This window comes from Paraburkholderia sp. BL25I1N1 (assembly GCF_003002025.1).
GTDB lineage: Bacteria > Pseudomonadota > Gammaproteobacteria > Burkholderiales > Burkholderiaceae > Paraburkholderia.
Genome location: NZ_PVZB01000019.1, coordinates 56029 through 78761, shown reverse-complemented (window position 1 = coordinate 78761; position 22733 = coordinate 56029). Strand labels below are relative to the sequence as shown.

19 protein-coding genes are annotated in these 22733 nt (G+C 63.7%); 9 read left to right on the top strand and 10 right to left on the bottom strand.

Going from position 1 to position 22733, the window contains the following annotated elements; all coding sequences use genetic code 11:
• The first annotated feature begins 144 nt into the window (after nt 1-144).
• From B0G73_RS26630 to B0G73_RS26620, 3 genes are all read left to right on the top strand, one after another.
• Nucleotides 145-606 carry a hypothetical protein gene (locus B0G73_RS26630; RefSeq protein ID WP_106284178.1) on the top strand — a complete coding sequence of 154 codons (462 nt, stop codon included), beginning with the start codon at nt 145-147 and terminating at the stop codon, nt 604-606.
• Nucleotides 607-684: 78 nt separating this feature from the next.
• Complete coding sequence (locus B0G73_RS26625) at nt 685-1326, top strand: hypothetical protein (RefSeq protein ID WP_106284177.1); 642 nt, start codon at nt 685-687, stop codon at nt 1324-1326.
• 91 nt (nt 1327-1417) lie between these two features.
• Complete coding sequence (locus B0G73_RS26620) at nt 1418-2146, top strand: response regulator (protein ID WP_106284176.1); 729 nt, start codon at nt 1418-1420, stop codon at nt 2144-2146.
• 73 nt (nt 2147-2219) lie between these two features.
• On the opposite strand, the gene B0G73_RS26615 is transcribed toward B0G73_RS26620, so the two are convergent.
• The 3 genes from B0G73_RS26615 to B0G73_RS40155 are packed head-to-tail and all read right to left on the bottom strand — an operon-like array spanning nt 2220 to nt 3826.
• Nucleotides 2220-2891, bottom strand: coding sequence for a flagellar basal body L-ring protein FlgH (locus B0G73_RS26615; RefSeq protein ID WP_106284175.1), 672 nt, complete (start codon nt 2889-2891; stop codon nt 2220-2222).
• A gap of 50 nt (nt 2892-2941) precedes the next feature.
• Nucleotides 2942-3655 (bottom strand): hypothetical protein, encoded by a 714-nt coding sequence (locus tag B0G73_RS26610; protein ID WP_106284174.1) that lies wholly within the window; start codon nt 3653-3655, stop codon nt 2942-2944.
• Nucleotides 3656-3658: 3 nt separating this feature from the next.
• Nucleotides 3659-3826: a DUF6726 family protein gene (locus tag B0G73_RS40155; RefSeq protein WP_308706150.1), complete on the bottom strand. Its 168-nt coding sequence runs from the start codon at nt 3824-3826 to the stop codon at nt 3659-3661.
• Between the two features lie 647 nt (nt 3827-4473).
• Here B0G73_RS40155 and B0G73_RS26595 point away from each other — a divergent pair.
• A complete protein-coding gene (locus tag B0G73_RS26595) occupies nt 4474-5214 on the top strand; it encodes a response regulator (RefSeq protein ID WP_106284171.1) in 741 nt (246 codons plus the stop codon).
• The gene (locus B0G73_RS26590; protein WP_106284170.1) at nt 5211-6482 is read left to right on the top strand and encodes an ATP-binding protein; all 1272 of its coding nucleotides are present in this window, start codon (nt 5211-5213) and stop codon (nt 6480-6482) included. The genes B0G73_RS26595 and B0G73_RS26590 overlap by 4 nt, the downstream gene beginning before the upstream one ends.
• Before the next feature lie 177 nt (nt 6483-6659).
• On the opposite strand, the gene B0G73_RS26585 is transcribed toward B0G73_RS26590, so the two are convergent.
• The gene (locus B0G73_RS26585; protein WP_106284169.1) at nt 6660-7610 is read right to left on the bottom strand and encodes a tyrosine-protein phosphatase; all 951 of its coding nucleotides are present in this window, start codon (nt 7608-7610) and stop codon (nt 6660-6662) included.
• Nucleotides 7611-7946: 336 nt separating this feature from the next.
• Here B0G73_RS26585 and B0G73_RS26580 point away from each other — a divergent pair, with 336 nt between their 5' ends.
• Together B0G73_RS26580 and B0G73_RS26575 are read left to right on the top strand one after the other, a co-directional pair.
• A complete protein-coding gene (locus B0G73_RS26580) occupies nt 7947-9206 on the top strand; it encodes an MFS transporter (RefSeq protein ID WP_106284168.1) in 1260 nt (419 codons plus the stop codon).
• Between the two features lie 16 nt (nt 9207-9222).
• Complete coding sequence (locus B0G73_RS26575) at nt 9223-10497, top strand: D-amino acid dehydrogenase (RefSeq protein WP_106284167.1); 1275 nt, start codon at nt 9223-9225, stop codon at nt 10495-10497.
• Between the two features lie 165 nt (nt 10498-10662).
• On the opposite strand, the gene B0G73_RS26570 is transcribed toward B0G73_RS26575, so the two are convergent.
• The 3 genes from B0G73_RS26570 to B0G73_RS26560 form a co-directional block, all read right to left on the bottom strand.
• The gene (locus B0G73_RS26570) at nt 10663-12132 is read right to left on the bottom strand and encodes a glutamate synthase subunit beta (RefSeq protein WP_106284166.1); all 1470 of its coding nucleotides are present in this window, start codon (nt 12130-12132) and stop codon (nt 10663-10665) included.
• 121 nt (nt 12133-12253) lie between these two features.
• The gene (locus B0G73_RS26565; protein WP_106284165.1) at nt 12254-16957 is read right to left on the bottom strand and encodes a glutamate synthase-related protein; all 4704 of its coding nucleotides are present in this window, start codon (nt 16955-16957) and stop codon (nt 12254-12256) included.
• Nucleotides 16958-17251: 294 nt separating this feature from the next.
• Complete coding sequence (locus tag B0G73_RS26560; protein WP_012434540.1) at nt 17252-17959, bottom strand: transposase; 708 nt, start codon at nt 17957-17959, stop codon at nt 17252-17254.
• 187 nt (nt 17960-18146) lie between these two features.
• Between B0G73_RS26560 and B0G73_RS26555 the strand changes: the two genes are divergently transcribed.
• Both B0G73_RS26555 and B0G73_RS26550 read left to right on the top strand, forming a co-directional pair.
• Nucleotides 18147-18872: an OmpW family protein gene (locus B0G73_RS26555; RefSeq protein ID WP_106284164.1), complete on the top strand. Its 726-nt coding sequence runs from the start codon at nt 18147-18149 to the stop codon at nt 18870-18872.
• A gap of 348 nt (nt 18873-19220) precedes the next feature.
• Nucleotides 19221-19601, top strand: coding sequence for a YqjD family protein (locus B0G73_RS26550; RefSeq protein ID WP_012434543.1), 381 nt, complete (start codon nt 19221-19223; stop codon nt 19599-19601).
• Nucleotides 19602-19769: 168 nt separating this feature from the next.
• On the opposite strand, the gene B0G73_RS26545 is transcribed toward B0G73_RS26550, so the two are convergent.
• The 3 genes from B0G73_RS26545 to B0G73_RS26535 form a co-directional block, all read right to left on the bottom strand.
• On the bottom strand, nt 19770-20975 hold the full coding sequence (locus B0G73_RS26545; RefSeq protein ID WP_106284163.1) for a deoxyguanosinetriphosphate triphosphohydrolase: 1206 nt from the start codon (nt 20973-20975) through the stop codon (nt 19770-19772).
• A gap of 71 nt (nt 20976-21046) precedes the next feature.
• Complete coding sequence (gene aroB, locus B0G73_RS26540; protein ID WP_181196647.1) at nt 21047-22132, bottom strand: 3-dehydroquinate synthase; 1086 nt, start codon at nt 22130-22132, stop codon at nt 21047-21049.
• Nucleotides 22132-22683, bottom strand: coding sequence for a shikimate kinase (locus B0G73_RS26535; protein ID WP_106284162.1), 552 nt, complete (start codon nt 22681-22683; stop codon nt 22132-22134). The genes aroB and B0G73_RS26535 overlap by 1 nt, the downstream gene beginning before the upstream one ends.
• Between the last annotated feature and the right edge of the window lie 50 nt (nt 22684-22733).

Genomic DNA, 22733 nt, shown 5'->3' with positions numbered 1-22733 from the left:
GAAACACGCGAGAAGAGTTCGAAAGCATTTGCGAAGCGCCTTGGCTGTTCCGCGCTTTGGAAACGCCTCCCAGCGGCGACGATAGCCGTGCGGGCCGTACCCGGTCCTGCCCCACGTCATTCATCGCTACTGGAGTCTCCGTCCATGTCATTCGATCGCCGCTCCCATCCTTTGACCCAGCGCCTGGCGCTAGCTCTCGGCGCCGCGCTGCTCGTCACGAGCGTTGCGCACGCAGCCCAAGCCAATCTGGCCAACGAGCCGGCCGACGTTTGCCCCGCGCTCAAACATATCGTCGACGCCGCTGATTTCCGGCAGTTGCAAACCCAGGCCGCCGCGCAATTGCCGGGCACGTCAAGCGCCGACGACTGCCGCGCCAACACGCACGCCTACGATTGCCACTGGCGCGCGCACTGGCAAGCCGACGGCGTCGTCACCGATCCGCTCGAGGAATTCGGCGCCGATATCGCTGCCTGCTTCCCGAACGTCGTGCATGACGTCAACACGCCGACGCGCCAGCATTTCATCGTCACCACCGCCGAGCGTCGCGTCAGCGTCACGGCGAATGTGCAGGGGCAAAACGAACTGCGTCTGCGCGTCACGCGCTGAGCGTGATCCTGATTGCAGTTACCCGAGGTGATTCGCCGTGACTCACCGCCTCCACCAACCGCCACCTGGCGCCGCCTCATGACCTTCGTGCCGAGCATGCGCGCTTATGCTTTCACGCGAGCCCCACGGGCCGCGTGGGTCACGTTGCGGCGTCCCTGCGCGTGGCTCACCGTATCCGCCACGCTGGCGGTCGGCCTGAACGGCTGCGCCTGGACATTGATCCAGGCCGCCGACGCCACCGGCTCCGTCATTCAGGCGGGCTACGCGATCGCGGCGAACTATTCGTCGCCGACCTTCGTCAACGGCAGGCCGGCCGAGGTCAGCAACGTCTGCATCGAAGTCAATCAGAACGTGTCGGTGGGCGATTTCGTGCCGGCGTTGCAACTCGCACTCGACCGGCGCGGCATTCGTTCGGACGTCTACAATCCGGGCACCTCGCCCGCCGGCTGCGAGGCGCGCCTCGTCTATAACGCCGCAATCGATTATGGTCGCCGCTCGTTCAGCGACGAGACGATCCAGTATCTGTCGATCATCGACCTGACGCTGATCCAGAACGGCCGCATTCTCGTCACCGCCCGCTATCAGACCGGCGGCCTGAACACCGATCGCTTCTCTTCGGCGTCGACCAAGCTCAACGGGCTGATCGAGCGAATGGTGGTCGATCGAACCGACTTCGCGCGGCAGCCGCTGCAGACCATCCAGACCTCGCAGGCGAACTAGCCACGCGGGGTCTTGCCATCTCTTACACGGGAAAGGATTCGAAAGCGTTACGCGCTTTGCTCCGCGCGCGTGCTTCTCTAAGATGACCTGAATGAACCAATCCATTCTCGTCGTCGACGACGACCCCGTCGTACGTGAGCTCGTCAGCGGCTATCTGCAAGGGCGCGGCTTCAAAGTCGACACGCTCCAGAACGGCCTGGCGCTGCAGCGTCGTTTGCAGGACGAACGGCCCGCCTTGATCGTGCTCGACATCATGATGCCGGAGCTCGACGGCATCAGCGCGCTGCGCGCCTTGCGCGTGGCCGGCGACGACATCCCCGTGATTCTGCTGACCGCGCGCTCCGATCCGATCGATCGCGTGATCGGCCTCGAACTCGGCGCGGACGACTATCTCGGCAAGCCCTTCGAACCGAGCGAACTGGTCGCGCGGATTCGCACCGTGCTGCGCCGTCGCGGGACGATTGCGCCGAGCGCGCCGGAGCAGCGCGCGCCGTACCGCTTCGGCCGTTTCGAAGTGAATTTCCCGGCACGCGAATTACGCCGGGACGGCGAGCGCATCACGCTGCGTTCGAGTGAATTCGCCATGCTGAAGGTATTCGTCAGCCACGCGATGACCGTGCTGACGCGCGCGCAGTTGCTGGAGAAACTGCACGGCAATAGCGAGGTGCATCGCAATCGCAGCCTGGACGTGTCGATCTGGCGTTTGCGCCGGCTGATCGAAGTGGACCCTTCCGAGCCGCGCTATGTGCAAACCGTGTGGGGACGCGGCTATGTGTTCGTGCCGGACGGTGAAATGGGCGCGGCTGAACGCAGCGCCTGACGGGTGCGTGAAGTGCGATGGACTGTCCACTTTATGCGTCGCTTGCGTCTCGGACCTGTAGCGCGCCGACGGCTCAGAACGTCAGCACGCTCATGAACATTCTCTGCAGCCAGCCCATCGTCGTGGCGTCGGATACCATGCCCACGCCGGCCTGTTCGATGCGCGCGTTCGCCACCTTGCTCGACGCCACGTAATTGCCCGCTTCGATATCCTTAGGATTGACGATGCCCGACAGGCGCAACCGGTCGCGGTTGCCGCTCATTGCGATCACCTTCTCGCCCGACACTACGAGATTGCCGGTAGACATGGTGCCGATCACGGTGACAGCGAGCGTGCCGTTCATGCCGCTGACGTCGGTGAGACTGCCCTGCCCTTTGTATTCGGTGCTCGCCGAGCCGATGTTGAACAGTCGCGCGAGCCGCGCGGCGGCGTTGGTGGAATGATCGGCGGCGTCGGCGGTGATGCTGCTCGAGCGGCTCGCCGCAGCGGTCGCGCTGTTGTTGCCGCTGTACGATTCCGCAAGGCGGATGGTGAGCACGTCGCCGATATGCTGGGCGCGCGGTGTTTCGTATAGCAGCAGCGGCGTGCCCGCCTGATAGATCGCGCCTTGCGTATTGACGTTCAGCGGCGCCGAGGCGAGCGGCGGCGCCATCGGCGTATCGACGATCGAGCTTTGCTGGTGGCTCGCGCAAGCCGCAAGGCAAGCCGCCGCACCTAGCGCGACAGCCAGACGTAGCGCAGTCATGCATGCTCCTTGTTGAAAACGGGCCTCGCGGCCGCACTCATCGGTGCTCATCAACCGGCCTCCGCGCCGCTTGCCTGCCATTGCCGCACGACCGACTTCACCCACGCATCCGAGCCCCTCAGCAGATAGGTGAGCGTGCCGTTGCGCGTGCCCGGCAGAAAGCACAACGTGATCGAACTCACCGCGTTTTCCCACACGTACATGGGCATCGCGCCCGTCGCCGACACGTTCGGCGTCGCGAGACGCGGCGGCCCGTAGCGGTCCGCGAGTGCGTCGCGCAAATCTTCGGCTGTGATCTCGTCGATCACGAAAGAAATCTCGTACAGATGCAGCGCGCTTTGGCCGTCCACGCGCGCGAAGCGCAGCACGTGCTCCAGCGCCGGCGCGCCGTCGACCACCGCTTGCGACACCGCCCAGCCGTTGTCCGCGCGATGCGCCCAGCGGCAGGCCACCGTCAGACTGTCGTGCGACTTGAGCCGCATGCCGAGCGCGCCCGCTTGCACGTCCGTCTCGCAGACCGGCACGCTGCCGAGCGGCGTCGCCCGCACGCTCGAGCCCGCGCGGAATTCGTCGAGCGTGATGCCGAGCGCGATGCCACGGAACGCGAATGGCGCGTCTTGCGAGCGGCGCCGCGCATCGGCGGAAGGCTCTTTCGATGCGGCGCCCGCAGCACTTGCGTCGCGCGCAGGCGGCCGCGCTTGCGCGCTCGATGACAGCACGCCGCCCAGCAACGCCAGCACCCAGGCAATCCGTTTCAGTGTCATGATTCAGTCGATGGCGGATGAACACATGTCGAACGGCGAGGCCGCGGCATGGCCCACGACCGGGATGATTTTCAGCGTGGCCGAAGTCAGCCGGCACGGCAGCGCGGCGACGGCGCAGCCACCCAGTGGCAGCAGCGCCGCGCCGAGCGTCAACCACGCAACGACACGCATCAAGCGGTGAAGAATTCTCGGAGTCGACACGTGGGCCTCGGTACGTCAGGCGGTCGTATTGACGTGGTGCCCGACCAGCCCGGTGGGCAGCGACGGCGGTGTCTGAGCGCCAGACTCTCGCGTCGGCGTGGCGGCGCCCGGGTTGTTGGCGGCGGCGGGTCTTTCGGCCGGCGGCGTCGGCGCTAGAGAAGAAAAGCGGGTTGAAGAGAGATTGCTGGGAACGGTCATGATGAGCCTCGCGTGGCGCTAGGTTTCGATTTCACGCCGCCTCCCGTGGGCCCAAGGCGTTAGGCTGATTCAGCATGCGGCGCAACGTGCTGCCGACGAATCATCTCGCGGCCGCGCCATGCCGATGCACGAAGCAAAGCGCGCTTTCCGGCGGTTCTTACGACCCGTTCCGACCTGTTTCGACCGGTTCCAGATACGTGCAAATTCTTTCCTGCGAGGAATGTTGGCGATGCGAAACGAATTCGGCGCCGCCGCGTGCGCTGCCCAATATGAGGCGGCTGAAATATCCCACGAGCCTTGCGTAGCGGGCCTGACAAGCGGGCCTGACAAGCGAGCCGGCCGAAGCGGCGCGGCCTGCCGTAAGCGTTGGTAAGAAAACAGTCGGCCGCGCGCCGCGCGCGTCAGCTTAAAATTTCAGCATGAATCCACAGGTCCTTATCGTCGACGACGATCCGGTCGTACGCGATCTGCTTTGCAAGTTTCTGCAGTCGAACGGCTTCGACGCGTCCGTGCTCCACGACGGCACACATCTCCAGCGCCGGCTCGAACGCGAACGGCCGTCCGTCGTCGTGCTCGACATCATGATGCCGAACACCGACGGCTTGCGCGCGCTCACCGCGCTGCGCGCCGCCGGCGACGACATTCCGGTGATCTTCGTGACGGCGCGCGGCACGGTGGCCGACCGCATTGTCGGGCTCTCGCTCGGCGCGGACGACTACCTGACCAAGCCGTTCGATCCACGCGAATTGCTCGCCCGCATCCACACGGTTTTGCGCCGGCGCGGGCCGTCCACCACGAGTGCGCCGGAAGCCCGCAAGCCGTATCGCTTCGGCCCGTTCGAGCTCGACTTCGCCACCCGTTCGCTGTGCCGCGACAACTCGAAGCTGGCGCTGCGCGACAGTGAGTTCGCGCTCCTGAAGATCTTCGTCAACAATCCGTACAAGGTGCTGTCGCGCGTGCTGATTCACGATCTCGTGCATCGCGACAACCTCGCCTTCCGCGACCGCAGCCTCGACGTCCCGATCTGGCGCCTGCGCCGCGTGATCGAAGACGACCCGTCGAACCCCTGCTACGTGCAGACGGTGCGCGGCAAAGGCTACGTCTTCGTGCCCGACGCCGACGGCACGCCCTTCGCCGACGAGGCCGCCTCAAGCGCATGAAAAACCCGCTGAACACGCTGTTCGGCAGAATGGCGTTACTCTCGGCGGCCGTGTTGTTCGCGATTCAGGCCGGCTGGTTCGTGCTCGTGGTGATGCAGCCGCCGCGCCACGAAATCGACGGCTTCGCGCGCGGCATCCTGCTGGTGCTGCAAGCCGTCAACGGCGAGCCGATGAAAGGCGCCGCGCTCGCGCCCGCCATGCGCGTCCATCTCGTACCCACCTGGAACATGCCGGCGAGCGTGCATCTACACACGCCCACGCAGCGTCCGCTCGAAGACCTGAGCCGGCACTTGCGCGAGAATCTGCCGCCCGGCACGCAGATCGCCGTCGACGACCTGCGCCCGCCGCAGTTATGGGTGCTGTTTCCCGGCAAGCCGAACTGGGTCGTGGTGCCGGTCGATGTGCCGCCGCGCCCGCGCTTTCTGATCGAGTCGATCTCGATGCTGCTCGCCGCGCTGATCCTCTCGCTGCTGGCGGTCTGGCAGATGCAGCGGCCGCTTTCGCGCGTCGCCGATGCCGCGCGTGCGTTCGGCTCGGGCGGCCGTCCGGAACCGGTGACGGTGCAAGGCCCGCGCGAGTTGCGCGATCTGATCGGTTCGTTCAACGACATGATGCGGCGCCTGAATGAAGCGGGCGACGACCAGGCGGTGATGCTGGCCGGCGTCGCGCACGATCTGAAGGCGCCGCTCACGCGCCTGAAGCTGCGCGCGAGCGTATTGGTGGCGGAGAACGAGCGCGCCGGTCTGATCCGCGACGTCGACTCGCTCACCAACATCGTTCAGCAGTTTCTCGAATTCGCGGGACAGTCCGCCGACGCCGGGCCGCCGGTCGAAGTAGACGACTTCCTGCAGGAACAGTTCTCCGCCAGCGACAGCACCGAAGCACCGCTCTTCACTCTCGATCTGCGCGCCGGCTCGGCGTTCAGGCTGCCGCGCACGCTGCTCGACCGGCTGGTCACGAACCTCGTCGACAACGCGCTCGAACACGGCGCGCCGCCGGTGGATATCGCCACCGCCCGCACCGACGGCCATTGGGTAATCAGCGTGCGCGACCACGGCGCCGGCATTCCCGACGACCGCATCGCCGCAGCCATGAAGCCGTTTGTCCGGCTCGACGCGGCGCGTGGCGGCGAGGGCCATTGCGGCCTCGGCCTCGCGATCGTCGCACGGCTCGCGCACGATCGCGGCGGACGCTGTCACGTGCGTAATCACGCGCAGGGCGGTCTGGAAGTGCGGATCGAATTGCCGGCGGTGCCGGCGTTGACCTGAGAGAAGTTGGGCGACGCTTACGCGCCCTTACTGGATGAACCATCGCAGGCGCGGGGGCTTTATAGTCGCTTCCGGCAACCTCGATGCCGCCCTTCTCTGTCCGCCCCGTCATTTAGGGCGGACTTTTTTTTGGCCGGCTTTTTGCGTGTCGAACGCCTAGTTTGCGGCTGTGGCGCCTCAAACCACCAGGCGACTGTGCAAGGTATCGATGGTCGTCTGCGAGACGCCGAGACCTTGCGTCAGATAGCTCACCATCGTGCCGTAAATCGCCTGCACCTGGTCGAATCCGGCCTGCAGATAATTTTCCTGGACATTCATCAGCGGCGCTTCAGCCGCAGCGATGGCGTCGCCGTCCTGCGCGCGCAACCTGCCGGTTTGCGTTTCGATCGACGGCGCCAGATAGGCGTTGCTCAGCAGATAGTCCTGCACGATGACGTCGAGCGGAACGTTCGCAATGCTGAGCAGGAGCGCCGCGACCCAGCCGGCGCGGTCCTTGCCCGCGTTGGAATGAAAGAGTTGCGCGCCTGGCCCGTCGGCGAGACTGGTCAGCAGCGCCCCGTATGCGGCGCGCTGGGCGGCGCCGGTGACGTAGCCGCGCGCCTGCGATTCCATGAACGCGACGGCGGCGCCCGCCGTCTCGACGTTCGGCGTGACGAAGTCAGTGATGCCGAGCACGTTGAGCGTCTGGGTGGTCGCGCCGCTCGGCAGGATATCGGCGATGCGCGCAATTTCACCGGGCGTGCGCAGATCGTAGACTGAGGCGATGCCGAGCCGGTCGATGGTGGCCTGGTCGGTGGTGTCGAGCGTCAATGCGTTCGCGCGGTAGAACGCGCCCCGGCGCAGCTGTTTGCCGTCGACGGTCGGATACCCAGCGGCCGCGCCCGCCAGATCGCGGAAGTTGTCGACCGACGCAAGGCGCGGCGTGGCGGGCTGATCAGCGTCGAGGTTGCCGCCGCCGCACGCGGACAGCAGCGAGCTGCCCATGCCGGAGATCAGCAGCACGCTGGCTGAGCGCTTCAGGAAAGTCCGGCGCGAGGCCGGCGGCGCCTCGTCCGACAGTTGGCTCGTCCGCGGAAAAGTGCTCGCGGAGCGTCGGAATGGCGAGCAGGTTTTTGCGGGAGCGGGCATTCGGCGTGGCTGGCGCGGGCGTGAGTGGATAAGTCGCAGCATCGGCGCTGCGAGCGCAGTTTAACCATGCTCGATATCGTTTGGGTTACACGGTAGTAGTTGGTAAGGAAAAAGCGGCCCGCGCGCATCGCGCCGAACAGCGCGATCGTCAGCCAGGCCGCGACATTGCCTTTCCCTCGCGCAGATTTCTCCGGCTTTTCATCTCTTATCGGTTTCTTACCGTTACCTGCCATTTTTGACCACAACTGGCCGCACAACGCCCCATCCCCGTAGAATACAAACACCCCACATTCACGCCGATGGCAGGCCAACAAGCCCTGGAGACCACAACAAAACATGCCCTCTCTCCAATGGTTCACCGAACTGACCCAGCGCGAACGCCGCACGCTATACGCCGGCTTCGGAGGCTACGCGGTCGACGCCTTCGACTTCATGATTTACTCCTTCCTCATTCCGACGCTGATCGCGACGTGGGGCATGACAAAGAGCGAAGCCGGCATGATCGCCACCAGTTCGCTGATCTCGTCGGCGGTGGGCGGCTGGCTCGCCGGCATTCTCGCCGACCGCTACGGCCGCATCCGCGTGCTGCAGTGGACCATCGCCACCTTCGCGCTGTTCACCTTTCTGTCCGGCTTCACGCACTCGTTCTGGCAGTTGCTCACCACGCGCACGCTGCAAGGCATCGGCTTCGGCGGTGAATGGTCGGTCGTGACGATCATGATGGCCGAGACCATTCGTTCGCCTCAGCATCGCGCGAAAGCGGTCGGCACCGTGCAAAGCAGCTGGTCGTTCGGCTGGGCGGCTGCGGCGATCATTTACTGGGCTTTCTTTGCGTTGCTGCCTGAGCAGTACGCATGGCGCGCCTGCTTCTGGATCGGCCTGCTGCCCGCTGCATGGATCATCTACATTCGTCGCAATGTGAGCGATCCGGAGATCTTTCTCGAAACGCGCCGGGCTCGTGAGAGCGGTTTCGATACGTCACATTTCCTGCAGATCTTCTCGGGCGCTCACCTCAAAACCACCTTGCTCGGCAGCGTGCTGTGCACCGGCATGCTCGGCGGCTATTACGCGATCACCACGTGGTTGCCGACCTATCTGAAGACCGTGCGGCATCTGTCTGTGTTCAACACGAGCGGCTATCTGATCGTGCTGATCGTCGGTTCATTCACGGGGTATATCGTCGGCGCGATTCTGTGCGACAAGATCGGCCGGCGCGCGTCGTTCGTGCTGTTCGCGATCGGCTCGTTCGTGCTCGGCATGTTCTACACCATGCTGCCGATCACCGACGGCATGATGCTCGCGCTCGGTTTTCCGCTCGGCATCGTGGTGCAAGGGATTTTCGCGGGCGTGGGCGCTTACCTGTCCGAGCTTTATCCGAATGCAATACGCGGTTCGGGACAAGGATTCTGCTACAACCTCGGGCGTGGACTCGGCTCGTTCTTTCCGATTCTGGTCGGCACACTGTCGCAAACCATGACGCTGGTGAAAGCGATGGGCATCGTGGCCGGCTCGGGCTATCTGCTTGTGATCGTCGCCGCGTTGTGTCTGCCCGAAACCAAGGGCAAGGTGCTCGGCGCGACCCAGCCTGCCGCCTGAACCCGCAGTCACACACATGAAAACGATTGTTCTGGGCGGCGGCGTGATCGGCGTCGCCACCGCTTTTTACCTCCGCCAGCAGGGCTGCGAAGTCACCGTGATCGAGCGCGAACCGGACGTCGCGCTCTCTACCAGCTTCGGCAACGCGGGCGTGATCGCGCCAGGCTACGTAACACCCTGGGCCGCGCCCGGCATGCCGGCGAAGATCCTCAAATATCTGTTCAAGCCGGCCTCGCCGCTGATCTTCCGCCCGACCTTCGATCCAGCTCAATGGCGTTGGATCGCGCGCTGGCTGCATGAATGCGATCTCGAACGGTTTCGCGTCAACAAGCAGCGTATGCAGCGCATTGCTTACTACAGCCGCGACTGTCTGCACGAATTCCGCGCTTGCTATCCGTTCGACTACGCCCGCAGCCAAGGCTATCTGCAGTTGTTCCGCAGCGAGTACGACGTCGAACTCGCGCAGCCGGCGCTCGCCGTGTTGCGCGACGCGGGTATCGCGCATCGGGAAGTGAGCGCGGCGCAGTGTGTGGAAATCGAGCCGGGTTTGAGTTGGGCGCGTCAGGCGCCGCTCTCGGGGCTCTATCTGCCCGACGACGAAGCCGGCGATTGCGCCCGCTTCACGCGCGAACTGCGCGCCATTTGTGAACGCAATGACGTGCGCTTCCGTTTGGACACGCGGGTGACGTCGCTCGATCTGCAAGGCGGGGCGTTGCGCGCAGTGCGTATCGAGAGCGAGCGCGGCGCGGAGATGCTGTACGCGGATGCCGTGGTGGTGGCGCTGGGCGTCGACAGTGCGGGGTTGCTCGCGCGGCTCGGCGTGAAGGTGCCGCTTTATCCGGTAAAAGGCTATTCCGCGACGCTGCCCGTCACCGACGAAGAAAAAGCCCCGCGCGGCGCGTTGATGGACGAATCGCTGAAGACGGCAATCACGCGTTTTGGCAACAACCTGCGGGTAGCCGGCACTGCGGAACTCGGTAATCGGCAGACCACCTTGCGCGAACAGGCCTTGCAAACGCTTATGAAAGTGCTAAGCGACTGGTTCCCGCACGCGGCCAATCCGACTTCCGCGCATTTTTGGGTCGGCCGCCGTCCCATGACACCCGACGGCGCGCCGCTGCTCGGTCCGTCCGGCGTGGAGAAACTGTGGTTGAACCTCGGTCACGGCTCGACGGGTTGGGCGATGTCGATGGGTTCGGGACGTGTGGTCGCGGATCTGATCACACACCGCAAGCCGGAGATCGATCTTGATGGGCTGACGTTGGGGCGGTACGGTAAACCACGCACATAGCGCCGCTGCACGCTGAAGTTAAAAAGCCGGGTCACCCTCTCAGGTGCCCGGCTTTGTTTTTTCACCGCTTGATGCGCCGCTCACGCGGCACATTGTCGTCTCCACCTCTTCCTGCAAGCAGTTGCCGGCTCTCATGCCTCAGCACGAAAACCGGACAGGAGACGTTTAGCGCGGCAGTTCCGAATGCCCCATCAGGAACGCGTCGACCGAACGCGCGCACTGACGGCCTTCACGAATCGCCCACACCACCAGCGACTGACCGCGGCGCATATCGCCGGCGGTGAACACCTTGTCCACCGACGTGTAATACGCCTTCTCGCCTTCGGTCGAAGCACGCACGTTGCCGCGATTATCCTTGTCGACGCCGAACGCTTCGAGCACCGGCGACACCGGCTGCGTGAAGCCCATGGCGAGCAGCACCAGATCGGCCTTCATTTCGAATTCGGAGCCCGGCACTTCCTGCATCTTGCCGTCCTTCCATTCGACGCGCGCCGCGATCAGCTTCTCGACCTTGCCGTTCTTGCCTTCGAGGCGCTTGGTCGCGACTGCCCAATCACGCGAGCAGCCTTCGTCATGCGACGACGACGTGCGCAGCTTGATCGGCCAGTACGGCCACACGAGCGGCTTGTTTTCTTCTTCCGGCGGCTGCGGCAGCAATTCGAATTGCGTGACGCTCTTCGCGCCATGGCGATTCGACGTGCCCACGCAGTCCGAACCCGTATCGCCGCCGCCGATCACGACCACATGCTTGCCCTTCGCGAGCAACTGGTTCGCGACCTTGTCGCCGGCATTGACCTTGTTCTGTTGCGGCAGGAATTCCATCGCGTAGTGGATGCCTTCCAGCTCGCGGCCCGGCACCGGCAGATCGCGCGGCGTTTCCGAACCGCCCGCGATCACCACGGCGTCGAACTCTTCCTTCAACTGCTCCGGCGACACAGTTTCCTTCGCCGTGTTGCCGATATGCGCCGGCAGTGAATCCGCCTTGCCGATGAACACGCCCGCGCGGAACGTCACGCCTTCGGCTTCCATCTGACGCATGCGGCGATCGATCAGCCACTTTTCCAGCTTGAAGTCGGGAATGCCATAACGCAGCAAACCACCAATGCGATCGTTCTTTTCGAACACGGTGACATCGTGCCCCGCGCGCGCGAGTTGCTGCGCGACGGCCAAACCAGCGGGGCCGGAACCGACCACGGCGACCTTCTTGCCGGTCTTGTGCTTCGGCGGCTGCGGCGCAACCCAGCCTTCGGCCCAGGCTTTGTCGATGATCGCGTGCTCGATCGACTTGATGCCGACCGGGTCGTCATTGATGCCGAGCGTGCAGGCCGCTTCGCACGGCGCCGGGCAGATGCGGCCCGTGAACTCGGGGAAATTGTTCGTCGAGTGCAGCACTTCGATCGCGTTCTTCCAATCCTGATGGAACACCAGGTCGTTGAAGTCCGGGATGATGTTGTTCACCGGGCAGCCGTTGTTGCAGAACGGAATGCCGCAGTCCATGCAACGTGCGCCTTGAATCTTCGCTTCGTCGTCGGTCAGCGCGGCGACGAATTCCTTGTAGTGCTTCACACGCGTGAGCGGAGCTTCGTACGCCTCGTGGCGGCGTTCGAACTCGAGAAAACCGGTTGCCTTGCCCATGTGGTTCTCTTCTCTATCTAATCAGGTGGGGTGATCTACACCCGCCGCGTGCACCGTTGAACGGCGGGGCGCGGCGGGTACGGCTTGTATGTGACGTCTTTGGCTTGAGGCCAGTTGCGAATCAGGCGGCGAGCACTTCCTTGTTCGCCTTCTTCGCGGCCATTTCGCCCAGCGCACGCTTGTATTCGGTCGGGAACACCTTCACGAATTGACGGCGCGACGCGTCCCAGTTTTCGAGCAGCGCCTTGGCGCGCGGCGAACCCGTGAACTGGAAGTGACGCTCGATGAGTCCCTTAAGCAGCGCTTCGTCGGTTGCGCCGGCGTGCCACAGGCCCTTGTCGACCGTGCGTTCCTGTTCGGCCGTTTGCAGAACCGGATCGAGCGCGACCATCGACTTGTTGCACTTGCCCGCGAACGAGTTGTCCGGGTCGTACACGTAGGCGATGCCGCCCGACATGCCCGCGGCGAAGTTACGGCCCGTTTCGCCGAGCACGACCACCGTGCCGCCCGTCATGTATTCGCAACCGTGGTCGCCCGTGCCTTCGACAACCGCTGTCGCGCCCGAGTTACGCACGCAGAAGCGCTCGCCGGCCACGCCGCGGAAGAACGCTTCACCTTCGATCGCGCCATACATCACCGTGTTGCCGCAGATGATGTTCTCTTCCGACTTGCCGCGGAAGTCGTTGGTCGGTCGGATAATGATGCGGCCGCCCGACAAGCCCTTGCCGACGTAGTCGTTACCGTCGCCGACGAGATCCAGCGTGATGCCCTTGGCGAGGAACGCGCCAAAACTCTGGCCCGCCGTGCCCTTCAACTGGATGTGAATGGAATCGTCGGGCAAGCCGTCGTGACCATACTTCTTCGCGATCGTGCCGGACAGCATCGCGCCGACGGTACGGTTCACGTTACGCACCGGCTGGATGAACGAGACGTGCTCGCCCTTCTCGATCGCCGCCTTCGCCTTCTCGATCAGCGTGTGGTCGAGTGCCTTGTCCAGACCGTGGTCCTGCATGTCGACATGCTTGCGCGCGACTTCAGCCGACACTTGCGGCAGATAGAACACGCGCGAGAAGTCCAGACCCTTGGCCTTCCAGTGCTCGATGCCCTTCTTCATGTCGAGCAGTTCGGCGTGGCCGATCAGATCGTCGAACTTGCGGATGCCCAGTTGCGCCATGATTTCGCGCGCTTCTTCCGCAACGAAGAAGAAGAAGTTCACGACGTGTTCCGGTTGGCCCTGGAACTTCGCACGCAGCACCGGATCTTGCGTCGCAACGCCGACCGGGCAAGTGTTCAGATGGCACTTGCGCATCATGATGCAGCCTTCGACGACGAGCGGCGCCGTCGCGAAACCGAACTCGTCCGCGCCGAGCAGCGCGCCGATCACGACGTCGCGGCCGGTCTTCATCTGACCGTCGGCCTGCACGCGGATACGGCCGCGCAACTGGTTCAGCACCAGCGTTTGCTGCGTTTCGGCAAGACCCAGTTCCCACGGCGTGCCGGCATGCTTCACCGACGACAGCGGCGACGCGCCCGTGCCGCCGTCATGGCCGGCGATCACGACGTGATCGGCCTTGGCCTTGGCGACACCGGCGGCAACCGTACCCACGCCCGATTCCGACACCAGCTTCACCGAGATGCTGGCCGCCGAGTTGGCGTTCTTCAGATCGTGAATCAACTGCGCCAGATCTTCGATCGAGTAGATGTCGTGGTGCGGCGGCGGCGAAATCAGTCCGACGCCCGGCACCGAGTAACGCAGCTTGCCGATGTAGTCCGACACCTTGTGGCCCGGCAACTGGCCGCCTTCGCCCGGCTTCGCGCCTTGCGCCATCTTGATCTGGATCTGATCAGCGGACGCGAGGTATTCCGCGGTCACGCCGAAACGGCCCGACGCCACCTGCTTGATCTTCGAGCGCAGCGAGTCGCCTTCCTTTAGCGGAATGTCGACGATCACTTCGTCGCCGATCACCGACTTCATGGTGTCGCCGTTCTTGATCGGAATGCCGCGCAGTTCGTTGCGATAACGGTTCACGTCCTCGCCGCCTTCGCCCGTGTTCGACTTGCCGCCGATGCGGTTCATCGCGACCGCCAGCGTGGCATGTGCTTCAGTCGAGATCGAGCCCAGCGACATCGCGCCGGTCGCGAACCGCTTGACGATTTCCTTCGCCGATTCGACTTCGTCGAGCGGGATGGCCTTGGTCGGATCGAACTTGAATTCGAACAGGCCGCGGAACGTCATGTGGCGCTTGGTCTGATCGTTGATCAGATGGGCGTATTCCTTGTACGTCTGATACGAGTTGCTGCGCGCCGAGTGCTGCAGCTTGGCGATCGCATCCGGCGTCCACATGTGTTCTTCGCCGCGCACGCGGTACGCGTATTCGCCGCCCGCGTCGAGCATGTTCGCGAGGACCGGGTTGTCGCCGAACGCGTCGCGATGCAGGCGGATCGCTTCTTCCGCGACGTCGAACAGGCCGATACCGCCCACCTTCGACGACGTGCCCTTGAAGTACTTCACCACCAGGTCTTCAGCCAGACCGACCGCTTCGAAAATTTGCGCGCCGGTGTAGGACATGTAGGTCGAAATGCCCATCTTCGACATGACCTTCATCAGGCCCTTGCCGACTGCCTTGGTGAAGTTGTAGACCGCCTTCTCCGCCGACAGGTCGCCCTTCAGGCCGGCCGCGAGCTGGCTCAGCGTTTCCATGGCCAGGTACGGGTGCACGGCTTCCGCGCCGTAGCCCGCGAGCAACGCGAAGTGGTGCGTTTCACGCGCCGAGCCGGTTTCCACGACCAGGCCCGCGCTCGTGCGCAGACCGTGCTGGACGAGGTGCGTATGGATCGCGGCGGTGGCCAGCAGCGCCGGGATCGCGACGTTGTCGCGGTCGGTCTTGCGGTCCGACACGATCAGCATGTTGTAGCCGGACTTGACCGCATCCACGGCTTCCGCGCACAGCGAGGCGAGGCGCGCTTCGATGCCTTCCTTGCCCCACGCCACCGGATAGCAGATGTTCAGTTCATACGAGCTGAACTTCCCGCCCGTGTACTGATCGATCGCGCGGATCTTCGCGATGTCCTTGAAATCGAGCACCGGCTGCGACACTTCGAGACGCATCGGCGGGTTGATGTTGTTCGTGTCCAGCAGGTTCGGCTTCGGACCGACGAACGACACCAGCGACATCACCATGTTTTCACGGATCGGGTCGATCGGCGGGTTCGTCACTTGCGCGAACAGCTGCTTGAAGTAGTGATACAGCGTCTTGTTCTTGTTGGACATGACCGCGAGCGGCGAGTCGTTGCCCATCGAGCCGACGGCTTCTTCGCCGGCTTGCGCCATTGGCGCCATCAGGAACTTGAGGTCTTCCTGCGTGTAGCCGAACGCCTGCTGGCGATCCAGCAAGGCAGCGGCTTCGCGGCGTTCCGTGGCGACGTCTTCGGCCTTCGCCTCGATCTCGTCGAGCTTGATGCGCACGGCGTCGATCCAGCTCTTGTACGGCTTGGCGTTCGCGAGGTTGTCCTTCAGTTCCTTGTCGTCGATGATGCGGCCGTGTTCCATGTCGATCAGGAACATCTTGCCCGGCTGCAGACGCCACTTCTTGACAATTTTCGACTCGGGGATAGGCAGCGTGCCCGCTTCCGACGCCATGATGACGAGATCGTCGTCCGTGACGATGTAGCGCGCCGGGCGCAGGCCGTTACGGTCGAGCGTCGCGCCGATCTGACGGCCGTCGGTGAAGGCGATCGCGGCGGGGCCGTCCCACGGCTCCATCATCGCGGCGTGGTATTCGTAGAACGCGCGGCGGTTGTCGTCCATCAGCGTGTGCTGTTCCCAGGCTTCCGGGATCATCATCATCATGGCGTGGACGAGCGGGTAGCCGGCCATAACCAGCAGTTCGAGACAGTTGTCGAACGAGGCGGTGTCCGATTGGCCCGGATAGATCAGCGGCCAGAGCTTCGGCAGATCGTCGCCGAGCACGTGCGACGCGATCGCGCCGGTGCGGGCGTTCAGCCAGTTGACGTTGCCCTTGACCGTGTTGATTTCGCCGTTGTGGGCGATCATGCGGTACGGGTGAGCCAGTTCCCACGCCGGGAACGTGTTGGTCGAGAAGCGTTGGTGCACCAGCGCCAGCGCCGACACCGTGCGCTCGTCCTGCAGGTCGCGGTAATACACACCGACCTGGCCGGCCAGCAGCAGGCCCTTGTAGACGACCGTGCGCGCCGAGCACGACGGCACGAAGTATTCCTTGCCGTGCTTGAGCTTGAGCGCCTGGATGCGGTGGCTCGCGGTCTTGCGGATGATGTACAGCTTCCGCTCGAGTGCGTCCGTCACCATGATGTCCTTGCCGCGGCCGATGAAGATCTGGCGGATCAGCGGCTCGCTCGCCTTCACGGTGGGCGAAATCGGCATGGTGTGGTCGACCGGCACGTCGCGCCAGCCCAGCACGACCTGGCCTTCGGCCTTCACCGTGCGTTCCAGTTCCTGTTCACAGGCCAGACGCGACGCGTGTTCCTTCGGCAGGAAGACCATGCCCACGCCGTATTCCCCGTGCGGCGGCAGCACCACGCCCTGCTTGGCCATTTCCTCGCGATAAAAGCCGTCCGGAATCTGGATCAGGATGCCCGCGCCGTCGCCCATCAGCGGATCGGCGCCGACGGCGCCCCGGTGGTCGAGGTTCTCGAGAATCTTCAGGCCCTGCTCGATGATCTCGTGGCTTTTCTTGCCCTTGATGTGAGCGACGAAGCCGACGCCGCAGGCGTCGTGCTCGTTTTGCGGGTCGTACAGACCTTGCGCGGCGGGAACCGGGTGAGTCGGTTGCTGGTGGTCGTTCATGGGGACACCGTCTGTGAGGGGCCGGACAGGCCGTTAAACCGTTTTTCTATTGCCGCAGTGCGATTCACAACCGCGACGGCGCGCTCAACGCTCGATGCTACGCGCGTCAAAAAGCACCGGAATTCGGAATATACGCGACGAATCAATGGAATAGCAAATAAAACGTTGTCATTGAACCCCAATTATCAAGTTGGTGCATTGCGGTGAAATTTTATTGGTTCCACATCAAATTGGGGCAAAAGAAAACGGCATGCAAAGATGCCGTTTTGCTGCAGCCCATTGATCCAACACGCTTTATTGCTGCTGCGGCGTCTCGCGCACCTTGCGCGGCCGCCCGCGTGGCAACGGCGATACGCGCCGATTGGCGGCCCGCGCCGCCCACTCGCGGTACGTCTCGCTGCCCAAAACCCAGCCCTTTAGCGTTGCCTGCTGAAGCTGGCTGGCCTCGCGTTCGTCGAGCGGCTGCTCGCACAGTTCGCGGTACGCACGCTGGCGTTCGAACGGCGTATTGCCCAGCGACCAGTACAGCGGATGGTCGGTAATCAGGCTGTCGAGCGTCAAGCCGATGTGATGGCGGTAGCTCGACCAACGGTAGTCTTCCGGCGCGCTCACGAGTCCCGCGCGCACCGGACACATTTCGACGACGCGGCTCGCCAGCAGAAAGTAGCGCTCGCCTTCGATCACCGTGGCTCTGTAGCGCCCTTCCCACAATGTGCCACGGCGCGCGTAGCGCCTGTTAAAGTGCGCCACGTAACGGCGCCCGACCGCCTGCATCGCCTTCGGCAGGCTGGACTCCTCGGTCGGCGTGACGAGCAGTTGCACCGCGCCCGGCATCAGCGCATACGCGTGGATGGACAGGTGATGATCGCGCGAAGCCGCTTTCAAACAATCGATGAAAAGCTCGTAGTCCTGGTCGTCGACGAAAGCGGGCTGCTGATCGAGCCCGCGGAGGATGACGTGCTGCGGCTGGTCAGGGACATAGAGACGTGCAAGCCGTGCCATGCTGGAGTATCCGATAGTCGCGTTGGTACATACCCGAAGGTCCGAAGAACCGCATGCGCTCAAGCTTCGGCGCCATGCGGCAGAGCCAGATACCACGCGGTGCTTAGGGAGAAAGCTCTAACCGCCGCGTATGGTTTGTTTCAAACGTTGTAGTCATAATGAGCGGGCCTTTTTTGGAGGAGCACATATGAAATTAAAACAGGCCGTAACGGGGATCGCGGCGCTAGCCTGCATGACAACGGCAGCGCATGCGCAATCGGCCGGTAGCTTTTACGTCACATCGGGCTGGTTCCATCTAGCGCCTCAATCGAGCAGCCAACCGTTGAAAGTGACGAGCATCGGCGGCAGCCCGACCAACATCACCGAAGCCAACACCGGTGCAACACTCGGCTCAGCCGACACCATCGGTTTCACTGCCGGCTACTTCGTTACCGATCACATCGCAGCCGAGTTCGCCATTGGCGTGCCGCCTTCGTTCGACCTGGAAGGTTCGGGCAGTCTCGCCCAGTTCGGCAAGCTGGGCCAGGCAAAACAGTGGAGCCCGACTCTGCTGTTCAAGTACTACTTCAATGCCCCGACCGCCACGTTCCGCCCGTATCTCGGCGTTGGTGTGAGCCGCATCTGGTTCACCGACGAAAAGATCACCAACAGCGCGTTCGAGGCAAACGTTCTGCATGGTCCGACCACCGTCACTACGGATAGTTCGTGGGAGCCGGTGTTTAATGCCGGCTTCACTTATGCGTTCAACCAGCACTGGTTCGCGGGTGTCTCGATCTCGTACCTGCCGCTCAGCACGACCGCCAAGCTGAACACCGCGGCGAACACGCCGGTCGGCACACTGAACGTGCAGTCGCAAACCAAGATCAAACTGAACCCGATCGTTTCCTACGTCAACATCGGTTACCGTTTCTAACGCTTCAAAAAATTAGGGCCGTTGAGGTAGGGTAGTCGAATTTTCGTGGCTTGGACAACGCCGTCATACATCCAATGACGGCGTTTTCATTTGCGCGCGCATCATGGAGGCCGGTTGGGCGCTCATGGAAGCCGCGCGCCGACCCGCTGTCGGCGTTTGTAAATTTGACCCGGAATCGCGCCGGCCAGTGCAATACCTGCCGACGAATCTGCGTTCGGACCACGGTGGCTAGGGCCTGCGGGGTTTGGCACCGAAGTTGCGTTCGCATGGTGTTTCCCGCGTCCCGACGTGAAACTGCGTCTTCGTGACAACGCGCGGGTCCTTTTTCACCTCATCGACGGAGCGACCATGACTGCACTTCCGAATACGCGAGACGCCCTCGGCGAATCCTGGACCAGCACCAGCCGCCGTGCGCGGCGTATCGCTCGCCATAGCCGCCACGCGGCCGAAGATATCGCAGGCGAACTGCGCACGCTAATGTCGGAACTCGAATCCACGCTGGCGGACGGCACGCAGGCCGACGCGGTAGCGTTGCGCGGCAAACTTCGCAAACAACTCGACGTCGCACGCGCCCGCCTGAACGATACGCGCGACGCCGTACGCGAACGCGCCCAAGTGGCGGTGGCAGACGCCGACGATTACGTGCATGAGAATCCGTGGCAGACGATTGCGATCGTCGGGGGCGTTGCGCTGATCGCGGGCGCGTTGTTCGCGTCGCGGCTGCGTTAAGGCGCTACGGCGCGGGGCTGCTGCCGCCAGTCGGGCGGTGGCCGGCTTACCGCGCGAGGCTGCCGCCGCCGGTTGGGCGGTGGCCTCCTGCAAGTGATCTGAACCAGTGCATTGCACTAGCGCCGGCTCGCAAGTCGTCGCGGCCGGCGCTAGTTCGCGCCGCGCTGCTCAGTTGTCGTCGATCACGAACAACCGCTGATATTCCTTGACCGCGTACCGATCCGTCATACCCGCGATGTAGTGGGCGATCAGACGCGGTTGCTGCGTCGCGTCGGTCGACTGGTAGCTTGGCGGCAGCAGTCGCGGGTCGTCCGTGAACGCGTCGAACAAACCGGCGACGACGCGGCGCGCCTTGTTGGCCATGCGCATCACGCGGTAATGGCGATACAGGTTTTTGAACAGGAAGCGCTTGAGCGCCGCAGCCTGCGTGGCAATCTCGTCACTATGCGCGACGAGAGCGGGCGATAAGCGCACCGCCTCAAGCGACGCGGGCGCGTGCCTGTTTAGGTTCGACCTGGTCGTATCGATCAGATCGACAATCAGCGTATTGATGATGCGGCGCACTGTTTCATGAATGAGACGCCGCCCTTCGATCTGCGGAAAGTCGCTACGCGCCGCCTCGTAGTGCACCTGCCACAACTCCACTTCGGCGAGTTGCTCGACGGTGAGCAAGCCCGAGCGCAAGCCGTCGTCGACGTCGTGGTTGTTGTAGGCGATCTCGTCGGCAACGTTCGCGATCTGCGCCTCGATGGACGGTTGCCGGCCTTCCAGAAAGCGCTCGCCCAATGCGCCGAGCCGCCGCGCATTCTCACGTGAGCAGTGCTTCAGAATTCCCTCACGCGTTTCGAAACAGAGGTTCAGGCCGTTGAACGCGCCGTAGTGCTCCTCCAGATCGTCGACGACCGCGAGGCTCTGCAGATTGTGCTCGAAGCCACCGTGCTCGCGCATGCATTCGTTGAGCGCGTCCTGTCCGGCATGGCCGAACGGTGTATGACCCAAGTCATGGGCGAGGGAGATGGCTTCGACGAGATCTTCGTTCACCCGCAGATTGCGTGCGACCGAGCGCGCGATCTGCGCGACTTCCAGGCTGTGAGTCAGACGCGTACGAAACAGGTCGCCCTCGTGATTCACGAACACCTGAGTTTTGTACTCGAGCCGGCGGAATGCCGTCGAATGGACAATGCGGTCACGGTCGCGCTGGAATTCGGTGCGCGCGCTGGGGGCGGCTTCCGGATAGCGGCGGCCGCGCGATTGCGCGGAACGCGCCGCGTACGGCGCGAGGTGCGCTTCGAGTGCTTCCTGCGAAGGCACGCTGATCGCCGCCGTGCCTGCCGCCGGTTCATGCTTTACATCGTCGCTGCGCCTGTCAGTCACCGGGTTCTCCGAAACATGGGCGGCGCCTCGTGACGCGAGTGCGTGCTGCGTTGCTGGATGCCCCGCGAGACTCAGACGGCGGCGGCCAGCGTGGCGTGCACCTCGGCGTCGGGCGCCTGGGTGATCAGCGTCTCACCGAAACGCTTCAGCAGAATGAATTTGATCGCGCCGGCTTCCGCCTTCTTGTCGACCCGCATGAGTTCGACATAACGCGACTCGCCGAGCGCGGGTGCCCGGGTCGGCAAATGCGCGGCGACGATCACGTCCACCAGTCGCTTGCGGGCGGCCTCGTCGAGATAGCCGAGACGCACGGACAGATCCGCCGCCATCACCATCCCGCAGCCCACTGCTTCACCATGCAGCCATTCGCCGTAGCCGAGGCCGGCTTCGATCGCATGGCCGAACGTGTGGCCGAAATTGAGGATGGCGCGCAGTCCGCCTTCGCGCTCGTCCTGTGCGACCACCGACGCCTTGATTTCACATGACCGCTTGACCGCCTCGGCCAGTGCCTCGGATTCGCAGCGATTCAGTGCCTCGATATTGGCTTCGATCCAGCGAAAGAAACCCGCGTCGGCGATGGCGCCGGTCTTGATCACTTCGGCAATGCCCGCCGCCAGTTCACGCGGCGGCAGCGTGCGCAGCACGCCGATGTCGGCGATCACGGCCTGCGGCTGATAGAACGCGCCGATCATATTCTTGCCAAGCGGGTGATTGATACCCGTCTTGCCGCCCACCGACGAATCGACCTGCGACAGCAAGGTGGTCGGCACCTGAATGAACGGCACGCCGCGCATATAGCAGGCGGCCGCAAAACCCGTCATGTCGCCGATCACGCCTCCGCCCAACGCGATCAGCGTGGTCTTGCGATCGGCGCGGCCGCCGAGCAGCGCGTCGAAAATCAGGTTCAGCGTTTCGAGGTTCTTGTACGCTTCGCCGTCCGGCAAGACGACCGTGGACACCTGCTTGCCGAGCGGCGCCAGCGCGGCGCGCAGCTTGTCGCCGTACAGCGGATCGACGGTGGTATTGGTGACGATGGTGACCGAGCTGCCGGCGATATGCGGCGCGAACAGCGCGGTCTGGCCGATCAGGTCGGCACCGATATGGATGGGGTAGGCGCGCTCGCCCAGTTCGACGTTGACGGTATTCATACGGTCCATTATGACGCAGGATGTTTGGCGACGCCGGCCATCTCGAGCTGCATCAGAACCATGTTGACCAGTCCGTTGACCGAAGGCCGGCCGGTCTCGATCACGAAATGCGCGCATTCCCGGTACAACGGGTCACGCACTTCGTAGAGTGCTTCGAGACGGGCTTTGGGGTCTTCGGTCTGCAACAGCGGGCGATTCTTGTCGCGCCGGGTGCGCAGCCACAGGTCGTGCGGATTGGCGCGCAGATAGATCACCACGCCGCGATTCTGCAAGGCTTCGCGATTTTCCGGCCGCAGTATCGCGCCGCCGCCGGTGGCGAGGACGATATTGTCACGCCCGGTCAGGTCGGAAATCACGCTGGCTTCGCGCTCGCGGAAGCCCGCTTCGCCCTCCAGCTCGAAGATCACCGGGATGCGCGCGCCCGTGCGCGCCTCGATTTCATGGTCGGAATCGAAGAACGGGCGATCGAGACGGCGCGCAATGGCCCGGCCCACGGTGGTTTTCCCTGCCCCCATGAGCCCTACAAAAAATACATTGGCGTGTGCGTCCCGCGCTTGCAACGGTGTCCTCTGGCTAATCCGGTTTGGTTCGTGCCGCAGCTTACTGGCAA